Origin of the sequence: Propionibacterium acidifaciens (assembly GCF_003798325.1) — a bacterium.
Lineage (GTDB): Bacteria > Actinomycetota > Actinomycetes > Propionibacteriales > Propionibacteriaceae > Propionibacterium > Propionibacterium acidifaciens.
Map to the genome: position 1 here is coordinate 1,482,086 of NZ_CP033719.1, position 12,806 is coordinate 1,494,891.

A 12,806-nucleotide genomic window follows, 5' to 3' on the forward strand; every position below is an offset into this window, starting at 1 on the left:
CCCCGACCGGCCCCGCCGGGACCCGCGAGCGCTCGCCGCGAACGGTCAAAGGCCCCGCGAGCATTCGCCGCGAGCGGCTCCGGAAAGCCCGCGAGCGCGGGCGACGGACGCCCGGACGCCCACGGCGAACGGCCCGCGCCTGCTGCGGCGACCCGGTCCGGACCCTTCGCCCGGGCCCGGTGCGCGCGCCTAGACTGGACAGGATGAACGCCCACCTCGACCACGATCCGGCCGCATCGGCGCCACTGCGCTGGCTGGCCCGTTTGGACGACGAGGTCCTCCTCAACCACTACCCGCAGCGCTCCGTCGAGCGGGGCGCCGCCTACGCCGAACGCTCCGGCGTCGTCACCGACGTGCGGCTGGGGCCCGACGCCCTCTCGGGGCACGTGCAGGGCACCCTGTCGTCCCCGTACGACACCTCGATCCGCTTCATCTGCGCGGGCCGGCGCGTCATCACCTGGTCGGACTCGTGCACCTGCCCCAAGGGCAGGGACTGCAAGCACGCCGTCGCGCTGCTCATGAGCGCCCGCTCGGCCGCGCAGCTCGTCCTCGAGGGCCGCGCCGCGGCCTCGGCGCCCGCGCCGACCAGCTCGTGGGAGCGCGTGATGGCCCGGCTCGCCCCCGAGCAGGGCGGCACGCGCAAGCTCGCCGTCGTCTTCGAGGACGCCGGCATCGCCGGGTACGACTACGTCTCCTCCGGCCGCTGGCGGCTGCACCTGCTGCGCACCGGCGTGGACGGGGACTGGGTCGGCAAGCGCGTGCGCTGGCGCGATCTCGTCGAGGCCCCGGCGATGGTCCAGGCCCGCTCCGACCAGCGGGCCGCCGTCGTGGGGCTGGCGCAGCTGCTGGGCTCCGGGGACGCCCACGCGGCGAACCGCGTGACGCTCGAGTCGCTGCCCTCCGAGGTCTGGGCGCAGCTGCGCCGGGCCGTCGACGCGGGGGTCGAGCTGCTGCACGACCTGGGCGACCGCCGGCACGCCCGCGTCCACCTGGACCCGACGAAGGCCTCCCTCGGCCTGAACCTCGCGGCGGCCGGCGACGACTACGAGCTGCAGGTGCTGCTGAGCCGCGACGGGCGCCCCGAGCCGTTCCGCCCCGGCTGGACGCTGCTGGGCGAGCCGGCCCACGGCATCCTGCGCACCGAGCCTCGCGGCGAGCTGCGGCTGACCGAGCTCGACCGCTCCGTCGACCCGGCCCTGCGGCCCCTGCTCGAGGCGGCGCCCTCGCTGGCGCTGCCCGCCGACGATCTGCCGCGCTTCCTCGGCCTGTACGCCCCGCAGCTGCGCAGCAACCTGCGTCTGACGAGCAGCGACGCGCGGGTCGACATCGACGCGCCGCCGACCGGGGGCCTGTGGGTGCAGCTCGACTTCAGCCGGCCCGGACGGCTGGCGCTGCGCAGCGGGGTCGCCCTCGCCTCGGCCGGCCACAGCACCAGGCTCGAGCTTGAGCGCTGCCCCGCCGGGCTCATGGACGAGGGGGCGCGGCTCCTCCTGGACCGGGTCCGCGATCTCGTCGGGGGGCAGACCGCCGAGCTGACCGGGCGCGCCCTCCTCGACTTCGTCACCCGCGAGCTGCCCGCTCTGGAGGACGACCCGCACGTGCTCGTCGAATGCATCGGCGTCCGTCCCGAGTACACCGAGCTCACCGGCGAACCGAGGCTCGCCGTCGAGGTCCTCGACGCCGAGCCCGACGCCGATGACGCGGCCCTCGCCACCTCGGCGGTGGAGGACGCCGCCCTGGACGGCTCGACCGACTGGTTCGGCCTGTCGGTCGTCGTGACGATCGACGGCCGGGAGCTGCCAGTGGCGGCGCTGCTGGCCGCCCTGACCGCCGGCGACGACCACGTCATGCTCGACGACGGCGCCTGGATCGACCTCGCCCGTCCCGGGCTCGATCCGCTGCGTCGTCTCGTCGAGGAGGCGGCGCGGCTCGTCGACCCGGGGACGGGCGAGATGCGCCTGAGCCGCTGGGACCTGGGGACCTGGCAGGACCTGGAGGCCTCGGGCGCCATCACGGCCGCCTCGGCCCGCTGGCGGCGCTCGGTCGCCGCGCTCGGGCACCTGGACGAGATCGCCCCGCCCGACGTGCCGGCGGCGATCGGGGCCCGGCTGCGCCCCTACCAGACGGAGGGCTACCAGTGGCTCGCCGCGCTGTGGACGGCGGGGCTGGGCGGCATCCTCGCCGACGACATGGGCCTGGGCAAGACGCTGCAGACCCTGGCGCTCATCGCGCGGGCCCGTGAGACCGGGGAGCTCGCGCGCCCGGCGCTCGTCGTCGCCCCCACCTCCGTCATGGCGGCCTGGACGGGCGAGGCCCGCAAGTTCGCGCCCTCGCTGCGGGTCGTCGTCATCGACCAGACGGCCACCAAGTCGGGCGTGCCGCTGGCCCGGGCCGTCGCCGGCGCCGACGTCGTCGTGGCCTCGTACACGCTCGTACGGCTGGACGAGGCGAGCTTCACCGCGCTGGAGTGGAGCCTGCTCGTGCTCGACGAGGCGCAGTTCGTGAAGAACCACACGGCCAAGACCTACGCCGTCGTGAGGCGCCTGCTGGCGCGCATGCGGCTCGTCATCACCGGCACGCCGCTGGAGAACTCCCTCATGGATCTGTGGAGTCTGCTGTCGATCGCCGCGCCCGGCCTGTTCCCCGACCCGAGGCGCTTCCAGGCCGACATCGCCCGTCCGATCGAATCGGGCGACGAGCCGGACCGGCTCGCCCTGCTGCACCGGCGCACCCGCCCGCTCATGCTGCGCCGCACCAAGGAGCAGGTGGCCGCCGAACTGCCGCCCAAGCAGGAGTTCGTCGTGCCGGTGACGCTGGGGCGGGCCCACCGCCGCATCTACGACCGTGAGCTGGCCGCCACCCGCATGCGCGTGCTGGGGCTGCTCGACGACAGCTCCCGCACGCACCGCATCGAGATCCTCGCCGCCCTCACGAGGCTGCGCCAGCTCAGCCTGCACCCGGGCCTGCTCGACGAGGCGGACCTGGCCGTCGGCTCCGAGAAGATCGACTCGCTCGCCGAGCAGCTCCACTCGTTGGCCCAGGCCGGGCACCGGGCGCTCGTGTTCAGCCAGTTCACGGGCTTCCTCAAGCTGGTGCGCGAGCGCCTCACCGCCGAGCGGATCGGCTGGGAGTACCTCGACGGGCGCACCCGCCGCCGCGAGGAGCGGGTGCGGGCCTTCAAGGAGGGCGACGCCACGGCGTTCCTCATCTCGCTCAAGGCGGGCGGTTTCGGCCTCACGCTCACCGAGGCCGACTACGTCTTCGTCCTCGACCCGTGGTGGAACCCGGCCGCCGAGCGCCAGGCCATCGACCGCACCCACCGCATCGGCCAGGACAAGCAGGTGATGGTCTACCGCCTCGTGTCGGCCGACACCATCGAGGAGAAGGTCGTGGAGCTGCAGCAGCGCAAGCGCGAGCTGTTCGACCAGGTCGTCGGCGACGAGGCGCTGAGCAGCGGCGCCCTGACCCTGGACGACATCCGCGGGCTGCTGGCCTGAGGCGGGGCCATGGGGCCCGGTGCCGTCCGGGACCGGGGCCCACCGGCCCGGCCCCGCACCGCCCCTCCGGCCTGGTCCCGGCCCCGCACCCGGCTTCGCTGCCGCCCCTCCGTTCCCACCTCACCTTCCGTTCCCACCTCACCTTCCGTTCCCACCGCACTCTTCGGTCAACACCCTGGACATGTACGAGGTGCGAACGCAAAGGCGAAGTGGGAACCGGAGAAGAGGCGGGAGAAGCGAGGAGCGGCCGAGTCCCGAGCCCATCTCCCGGCCTTGGGGGCTCAGCCCCCAGGGGTGGTGCGCTCCCCAGGGGTGGTGCGCCCCGGGGCGACGTCCTCCGGGGCGTCCTCGGGGTCGACGAGGCGCGCGGTCAGGCCATGGATGCCGAGGATCGTGACGGGCAGGCCGACGAGCGCCGTCGTGATCGTCCTGCCGTCGAGACGCAGCACCCCGTTGCGCGCCAGCTCCCGGACGGCCCAGGCCGAGAACGGGATGACGACGGTCGGCGCGGTGGCGACTCCGGGCGTGTAGCCGCGCCGCACGGCCGAATTGAGCAGATGGGTGAAGCCGTGGACGCCGAAACCGAGCAGGCCCACCTGATAGAGCCGGGACCTGCCCCCGGTCGCCCTGCCCCGCTCGGCGAGGGCGAGCATGAGGCATCCCATGATCGATATCGACACGCGGACGTGCCTCTCGCTCAGCCCGCCGCTCACCCGTCGGGGGGCCCCGCCCGGCAGTCGCCCTGCGAGTCTGCTCGCGAGCTCGGAGCCGTGCCTCCTCGACCACGGCCCCATGGTGGTCAGTTCCTCGAGGTCGTTGGCGACCCAGGCCCAGAACAGGCCCCGGGTCGCCTCGACGGGAACCCCCTGGCCACCGCGGTCGCCGTTCCCGTTCCGATGTCCGAACATCATGATATACTCCCTTGTCATCGTGCATTTACAGGTTCTCCATGTCATCGGCCGCCCTGGTGGGCCCCACGCCGGGCCCCTCGATCACCTCCTCGGAGAGGAGCCACTATGCCCGCGCGCGTCGGTCCACCGCCGCACGACGACGGTCCGGGACGAGTCATGGCGCACCGGGTCGAGGCTCTCTTCCAACCCGGGACCTCGTCCTCCGTGCCCGAACTGCCCCTGGGGATCGCGGGCCGGATGGGCAGCGGGAAGAGCACCATGATGAGGACCATCGCGGCGATGGCGGCCCGTTCGGGCACGGTCGTGCGCTGGGTCAGCGTGACGGATTCGGACCCCGGCATCCGCCGGTCAGGTCAACGCCGAGCTGATCGGCGATCCATGCGTACTGGACAGCCGTGTCGTGAACCGTCGCATCGAATGATGCAGCATGCAGTTGGCCGCCGGAACGAACACGCAGTACGAAGGGCCCGCCCCTCGCAGTGGTGCGCAGCGCACGGATCCATTTGAGGGCCTCCAGCGGAGAAACCCGCGCGTCCCTCGTCCTGACCGTGGCAAGCACCGGGGGTAAACCGCGTCACGCACGTTCTGGCACGGTGAATATCCGCGGATGCACTCGAAGATCCTCGGATCGGCCAACGGGTCCCCCCACTCCGAGCGATCGCTGATCGTCAATGGAAGATCCGGGTGCATCATCGTTGTCAGCGGATCGACAAAAGGCATGTCGGCGACCACCGCCCTGAACCGTTCCGGCGCAAGATTGAGGACCGCCCCCACAGCCAGGCCTCCAGCGCTGCCGCCGATGAGGGCAACACGATTCGGATCAGCCGTTCGTCGTGCGACAAGGGCGTCCAAGCACGCCAGCACGTCGGTGAAGGTGAGTGGTTTCCCCAGGCCGGTCGCCACCGTGTGCCACCGGGGGCCGAGCTCACCTCCACCGCGTACATGGGCAACCGCGAAGACCATGCCTGCGTCGAGCAGCTTGAGAAGCAGCGGATTGTAGTTGGGGCGCTGATTCACCCCGTATGCACCATAGACACTGAGCAGGCAGGGAGCGGGACCGGTGCGATCTCGCCGACCGACAAGAGTAATGGGGATCCGAACGCCATCAGCAGTCTCGCCGAAAAGTTCCTTCGTCTCGTAGACATCCTCGTTGAGCGCAGCCAGCTCGACCCTCGGCTCGGTTTCGTCCAGGTCGACCCTGCCACTCAGGGGCCGGTGCACATAGGAGCTGACGCCCACTCTGAGAACCGAGCCATCCCAGTCGGGCAGGGCCGTGACGCTCAATTCCGAACCAGTGGCGCCACGCACCGAACGGATGCCCGTCAACGGAACTGTCGGCTTGGCGATGACGATCCCCTGGTGCCCCTCCCTGCGGCGCCCGATGACGAGATTGCGACGAGTCACCAGCACCGGAGCCAGCACGGAACGCTCGTCATGCTCGATGAGACACCTCCAGTCCCCCTCTGCGCCGCCGAGGCGGTCGATGAAGCGGACCAGCAGACGGCCATTCGGTTGATCATCCGTGGCGACTGTGGCGAACAGGGCCGGACGCCCGTCCAGCTCTCCGACATCGAGGGTCGACCGTCCCTCGAATGGCAGGCCCGCAACCTGTCGAAGTCGAAGATCGGCAGCGCCCAGGCGGGAGATGAAGTGTCGCACCATGGTCCTGCTCACCGCATCCAGCAAGAGGAAATCTCCCGAGACGCACTGCTTCATTCGTAGCCTCAGACGCTCATCGCACTCGTGGTGCAACACAGTGACCCGGCCATCAGAAAAACTCTTGGCGAAGACGGCCGCAGGCCGGCGTGTCCCGTCGAGCCCGACCCACACGACCCGCGACCCTTTTTCATCGAGGACGACACTGCCAGAACAACCGTCGATCGGGTCAAGAAGCTCCTTCTGACCGGCGACCGAGGTCACATGGACCCTGTAGGATTCCGAACCATCCGGGTCCTCCGTCCAGCAGACGATCCTGCCATCACTGCTGAACACGACTGATCCGAGTGAAGCCCCGGGTGCCAATTCCGCGACATTGAGCGCCACCTGCGCACGTGGATCTGACATGAGATCCGTGGCCGTCGGCTCCGGCTCGTCGGAATCATGAGGCACTCGCATTATGCTGGGACTGCCGGCCTCCCCGTCGAGCACCATGAGATACCAGAAGTCCCCTGATCGCACCGCGGGCTGCGAAGCTTGTTCGTAGAACAGATCAGCAACGGGAACACCCACGAGCGCATCAGCCCTTCGGGCAGGCCCGGCAAGGACCCGCTCGCTGCACTCGGCCTCGTCCTCGAGCACCCGCTGCAACTCATCTGGGCTGTTCCTGAGCCACTCCCACTGATCGGTCCAGCTGCGGACATGCGAAATGGTCGCCATCGGCCCGGCTCCGTTCATCATTCATCCTCCGCCGAGAAGACCAACTGCCTGTCATGCGCCCAGATGGCGATCTGGACCCGGTTGTTCATGTCGAGCCGGTTGAATATCGACCCGATATGTGCTTTCACCGTCGTCACCTCCAAGTGGAGACGACGCGCAATCTGTTGATTGCTCAATCCGTCCGAGATGAGAGCAGCCACTTGACGCTCCCGCACGGTGAGCAGTTCCGGAGCGGCCCCCGCCGTCGGAACGGGCACCGGCTTGCGGTTCGCGAACTCGGCCGCCAGCCGAGCAGCCAACCGTGGTTTCAGCCAGCAGCCGCCTCGGGCGACCGTACGGATCGCCTCGGACAGATCATCGAGATCGAGATCCTTGTTGGCGAATCCAGAAGCACCGAGATCCATGGCGACGAACAGGTACTCGTCACGTTCGAAGGTGGTCAGGATCAGGATCTTGGATCGGTCAGACTCGGCCAGGATCTGCCGTGTAGCCTCCAACCCGTTGCCCTTCGGCATCCGCAGATCCATGAGGATCACATCGGGTCGCCATGCGTGCGCCAGAGAGACGGCCTCGTAACCGGTGGAGGCCTCGGCCACGACCTCGATGTCGGGACTCTCGCCGAGGAAATCCCGCAGTCCACGGCGGATGATCGCCTGGTCATCCGCGATCAGGACAGTGACCGTACCGGGGTCCTCGGGATCGGGGGCGTCGATGCCTGCCGATTCATCTTGCTGCATGGTCCCTCCTGGGATCAGCCCGTCCACCAGGACGGGGGTGGGCCTCGGCACGAGGCTGTGGCGCCATCCACGATAGCCCCGGGGACCCCCGTCGGGAACCCCGAGAAGTTCGCCCGGGACACGGGCGGGGCGGAGAACCCGACACAGGATAACGGGGGCCGCTCCCCCGCTCGGTATCCGTCGCGGTCGACATCTGCCGCAAGGTTCACCTGCGCCGGCGGCGGCTACTCCTTTGGTCCAGTCCCGCACTCGTACCTTGGTCGTCACAGATCTGGACCAAGCGGGCGGCAGCCATCACAATCGAATCACCCCATCAAGGGATCGCGCGTTGGATGCGGGATCGAACCAGGACACAACAAGCGAGCGAGAACTCCACCATGGGGATTCCACAAGTCATGACTATTCCAATGGAGACAGACCCGATGGACATGAAATATCTCGCGTTCTGCTACGCCGACCCGGCGTTCTACGACATCAAACGCGACACGACGAATGGTTCGGGAGCGCGACGGTTCGAACTTCCCCGCGACCGCGACTGGACCAGCTGGTCGCTGTCCACGGGGAATGGCTGGGAATATGTGATGCCACCTGGGATGAACATGCCTGAGCAGGGCTGGAAGATTCACGTCAGTGCCACCATGGAAAACGCGCAGAAACTCCTTGGAGACGTCGCATCCTACTGCCATGCGTCTGCCGTCCCGTTCAAGTTCCTGCCGACCCGGACGGAGCTCATGCGGACCAACATGAAGTACGCGCATCGTGGCAGCAGCGGAAAATTCATCACCATTTATCCCGATGACGATGAGCAGTGCGCTCGCATTGCCGCAGAACTGGACGCGATCATCGGCGGCGCCGAGGGGCCCTACATCCTCAGCGACATCCGTTACCATGGAGGCCCTGTCTACCTGCGTTACGGCGGCTTCCGTCCGCTGCTCATGAGATCACGCACCGACGAGCTGAGCCCAGCGATCAGGAATCCGTCAGGAGAACTGGTCGAAGACGATCGCCAGCCGGTCTTCCGTCCGCCGGAATGGGTGCAGATCCCTGATTTCATCCGAGCACAGATGGACGCTCTGAATTCTGGTGACCGACCCGAAGAGTTCCCCTATGCAGTACTCGACGCGATGCACTTCAGCAACGGGGGCGGAATTTATCGGGCCATCCCCGACGGCCAGGAGCATCCGGTCGTGCTGAAGGAGGCCCGCCCCCATGCAGGCATCTCGCCGGATGGCACCGATGCGGTGGCACGTCTGCTCCGTGAAGCAGAGTTCCTCGACCGGTTGGCCGACCTCCCTGAAGTCGTCAGATGCCACCGTGTGTTCAAAGCGGGCGAGCACTGCTTCATGGAGGAGGAACTGATCGAGGGCACGACCCTCAACAGCGAAATGGTCATGCGCAGCCCAGAGATCCGGGCAGGAGTCGGCAATCGAGAAATACTTGACTACCGCGACTGGGCGCTGGCCGCCCTTGCGAAGGTCGAGCGAACAGTCCACGCTTTTCACGAGCATGGAATCGTCTTCGGGGACCTGCACCCGAACAACATCATCGTCACCCCCGATGGGGACATCCGCTTCATCGACTTCGAGATGGCCCATGACGTCGACGACCCGACCAGCGCGCCCGCCGGGGCACCTGGGTACATCGCCGAGGACGGCCGCACAGGAATTGCAGCTGATCTCTACGGGTTGGGCTGCATCAAACTGTCGATGTTCGTACCACTCACGGTCCTCCTGCCGCTGGATCACAGCAAGTTGCGAGGTCTGGTCGAACATGCCAGACAATTTTATGCATTGAGTGATGAGTTCTGCGCCTCGATCGTCGCCGACATCTCACTGACAGTGACCGATGACAATCCGGCACCGCTGCGACGACGCGCACGGGTGGCACGGGACGCATGGTGCATGGATGATCCCGAAGCAGTTGCTGAGATCGATGCCGCGATCGTCCGCGGCCTGGACGAAGCACTCGACCTGTCACGGCCCGACCGTGTCTGGCCCGGTGACGTGAGCCAGTTCGACGAGGGCGGCTACGGGATCGCAACAGGGGCATGCGGTGTTCTCCTGGCGCACCCTGAGGCACGGCAGCGGGAGGACGTGCTCGATTGGATCGAGGAAACCGCGGCCGACTCGAGCAAGACCTCGTTCGGCTTCTACAACGGTCTTGCTGGAGCTGCATGGACACTCGACCGTCTCGGCAGAGGAGAAGCGGCTGACAGGCTTTTTGAAAAGGTCAGGACACTTCATCTGCCAAGTCTTCCCAGTGATCTTTACTCAGGACTGTCCGGGATCGGCATCTGCCTCATGGACCAGGCCCGCAGACACAACCAGCACCACTACGACGAGACCATCGCCGCCATTCACGAGGTGATGCTCGACCGCTTTGACGAGGACCGCTCAAGCATTGTCCGAGAGGTCAATGGCACAGCGACAGCCGCAGTGGGCAAGGGCGGACTGATGCAGGGGATGGCCGGTCAGGCCCTGTACTGGATCTGCAGTCATGAATTCACGGGCGACGACACCGATCCTGATCGGGCGAGCACCGCCCTGGACAGGGACCTCGCCCTGCTGGTCCAGACACCTGACGGCTCCCTGCAGCTGAACGAGGGCTGGCGAGTGCTGCCCTATCTGGCAACTGGATCCATCGGCATCGGTCTGGTGATCATGCGCCTGCTCGAGCACAGGCCCACCGATGAACTCGTGAGAACGCTTCACGGCATTGAACGGACGCTCGTCCCGCCCTTCGCGGTGCAGAGCAATCTGTTCAACGGCCGCGCCGGCTTTCTTCTCTTCGCGGACCGCCTGCTCCAGTGCCCGTGGGCATCGATCAGCGACGAAGAGGTCCTGGCGCGTCAAGCCCGACTGCTGAACCTGCATGCCCTGGTACGTGGCACCGGAATCGTCTTTCCAGGAGAACAGCTCATGCGGCTCTCGTGTGACTGGTCCTCCGGGAGCGCAGGCGTCCTGTCCGTCCTCCGACTGTACGAGAGCCGCCACCTCAAGATCGTCCCTCCCAATCTGTTCCGCACCCCACTGCTGGACCGGATCAGCGTGGGTCACAGCGGAAATGAATGGCGGGGAGCATCGTCAGAGCTCATCATGGAAAGGAGGTGAACCATGCACGGAATCCTCGTTCTGCAGTCGCTCGACACACATTCCGAGCCTACCCGCAGCCCGAGCAACTGGTCCAACTGGACATGCTACAGCACCCGCAGCATCTGGTTCTGCTGAAGAGCGCCAACACGAAAAGAGGATGAACCATGTCACAAATTCTGGAAATGCAGGGAATCAATTCCGAGGAGCAGGACACCAGATTCCCCAGCACCAACAGCTGGGCGTTCTGCTTCAGTACGCACAGTGTCATCGTCTGCTGACCACCACAAACCATTTCAAAGGAGAAATCATGTCATACATCCTGTCACTTCAGGGTTCGGAATCGACCGATCGCACCACTCGCATGTGCAGCTCATGGAGCCTCGTCGGATGTGCAAGCACTTGGAGCGCCGCCATCTGCTGACACGCATCGGCGTCAAGGGGCCCTTGAAGCCGAAGAATCAACGCGAATCATGCATCGGATGCAGAACAATGACAGGCGGCAGTCCGCCGTTCTGCGCGAGCAGACTCAGAATCAATCACCTGCCAGACACCTGGCGGCAAGGAGCTCATCATGTCGGAAGTCCTGAGAATGCAGGGCCTCGTCGAGGAGGCCAGAGACATGGACCGCACGATCACCAGCAGCAGCAGTCTGGCGCTCTGCGGAAGTTCGTTCAGCACCTGGTTCTGCTGAACGAATCCTCAAAGCCTCACGAGTAGAAAGGACATCTCATGCAGTACATACTGGATCTGCAACGAACCGAGACCGAACCCACCGGTGGAATGCGAACCTGCAATCCCGTCAGTTTCGCCAGCTGTTCCCTCTGTTCGGTGAGTTTCGCCTCCGTGGCCGTCTGCCTGACCGTTTGACGGTCTGACCACCCGTTCACCGCCAGTGGCTGTGGGGAACGTCGCTGTTCCCCGCAGCCACTTGGAGAAAGGAAAACAGTCCCTCATGTCTGAGAACGCAGCAAGACGCCACCCGGAGGACCTTCCGTCCAGCATGCGCAGCTATGGCCGTCATGAAACGAAACCGTATTTTTCGTGGATTTCCTGTGCTGTTTCGGATATGATTGGGACATGCAGGTTGAGGTCACCGGGGAAGAAACCGCCGTCCTGATCAGGTGGAAGAAGCGCGCGGACAATTATGTGTTGGTGCGGATGAAAGCAGAAGCGATCCTGTACGCTTCTCGAGGCGTTGATGTGAGCATCATCGCTGAAATGGTTGAGCGCAGCGTGAAAACCATCCGGGAGTGGCTGGCCGGTTGGCGGGACAGCAGGATGTGCTCGGTGCTGACCGGGCATGCGGGGAACCAGAACGCGGCGAAACTCACCCGTGCCCAGAAGGAAGACCTCAAGGCCGTCTTGGCCCAGCCGCCCTCACAGTCCGGGATTGATGCCGAGTTCTGGGACGTCCCAGCGATACGTGACGTCGTGAAGATCCTGTTCGATGTCGAGTACGAGTCAGATTCTTCGTACCAGCTGCTCCTGCGGTTCTGCGGGCTGAGTTTCAAGCTGCCGGACCCGTTCGACAAGCACCGCGACGAGCAGGCCGTCACCAGGCGCATGGTCGAGGTGAAAGCCCAGGTCAAGGACCTGTTGGACGCCGGTTGGGAGGTGTACGCGGCAGACGAGGTGCGCCTGGAGCATGAGGCCGAGACCCGCCGCATGTGGCTCCCGAAAGGACAGCGCACCAAACTGTCCGTGGACCGGAAGAAGACGTCCCAGTCGTTCTTCGGTGCTCTCTCGTTGACCAGCAAGAAGGTCAAGTTGTATCCGATCGAGGGGAACCAGAACACCGAGCAGACAATCCTCGCGCTGGACCGACTTCAACGCGAAACCGACACCGAGAAGATCGCGGTCGTCCTCGACAACGCCCGGTTCCACCACGCCAAGATGCTGACCGGTCTCTACGAGCCCGGTCAACTGCTGGAACGCATCACCCCGATCCATCTGCCACCGTACGCGCCCGACCACAACCCGGTCGAGCACGTCCGGAACGCGGCCAAGAACAACACCGCGAACATCCAGCGCGAGACCCCCGAAGAAACCTTCGGCGCATTCGCCTCATACATCACCGGCCGCACCTTCGACTACGACTTCGAACACCTCCCACCCCGCGACACCGAAAACGATCTTGTTTCATGACCGCCATACCTCGTCGGACTCACCAGGGGAAGTCGCATCACCCTCGGT

At 66.1% G+C, this 12,806-nt stretch carries 7 protein-coding genes; 4 read left to right on the forward strand and 3 right to left on the reverse strand.

The genetic code is table 11. The features are described from left to right. Positions 1–203 precede the first annotated feature (203 nt). Positions 204–3,497 carry a DEAD/DEAH box helicase gene (locus EGX94_RS06260; RefSeq protein WP_021796587.1) on the forward strand — a complete coding sequence of 1,098 codons (3,294 nt, stop codon included), beginning with the start codon at positions 204–206 and terminating at the stop codon, positions 3,495–3,497. Between the two features lie 281 nt (positions 3,498–3,778). On the opposite strand, the gene EGX94_RS06265 is transcribed toward EGX94_RS06260, so the two are convergent. From EGX94_RS06265 to EGX94_RS06275, 3 genes are all read right to left on the reverse strand, one after another. Continuing rightward, the gene (locus tag EGX94_RS06265; RefSeq protein ID WP_021796579.1) at positions 3,779–4,408 is read right to left on the reverse strand and encodes an HXXEE domain-containing protein; all 630 of its coding nucleotides are present in this window, start codon (positions 4,406–4,408) and stop codon (positions 3,779–3,781) included. Positions 4,409–4,756: 348 nt separating this feature from the next. Beyond that, positions 4,757–6,805: a prolyl oligopeptidase family serine peptidase gene (locus tag EGX94_RS06270; protein WP_021796583.1), complete on the reverse strand. Its 2,049-nt coding sequence runs from the start codon at positions 6,803–6,805 to the stop codon at positions 4,757–4,759. Further along, positions 6,802–7,521, reverse strand: a complete 720-nt coding sequence (locus EGX94_RS06275; RefSeq protein WP_021796581.1) for a response regulator — start codon at positions 7,519–7,521, stop codon at positions 6,802–6,804. Before EGX94_RS06275 ends, EGX94_RS06270 begins: the two co-directional genes overlap by 4 nt. 407 nt (positions 7,522–7,928) lie before the next feature. Here EGX94_RS06275 and lanKC point away from each other — a divergent pair, with 407 nt between their 5' ends. From lanKC to EGX94_RS06290, 3 genes are all read left to right on the forward strand, one after another. Continuing rightward, positions 7,929–10,631 carry a class III lanthionine synthetase LanKC gene (gene lanKC, locus EGX94_RS06280; RefSeq protein WP_051383728.1) on the forward strand — a complete coding sequence of 901 codons (2,703 nt, stop codon included), beginning with the start codon at positions 7,929–7,931 and terminating at the stop codon, positions 10,629–10,631. Between the two features lie 711 nt (positions 10,632–11,342). After that, positions 11,343–11,480, forward strand: coding sequence for a SapB/AmfS family lanthipeptide (locus EGX94_RS14320; RefSeq protein WP_123826057.1), 138 nt, complete (start codon positions 11,343–11,345; stop codon positions 11,478–11,480). A 210-nt stretch (positions 11,481–11,690) separates the two neighbouring features. Next, positions 11,691–12,758, forward strand: coding sequence for an IS630 family transposase (locus EGX94_RS06290; protein ID WP_081707297.1), 1,068 nt, complete (start codon positions 11,691–11,693; stop codon positions 12,756–12,758). Positions 12,759–12,806 lie beyond the last annotated feature (48 nt).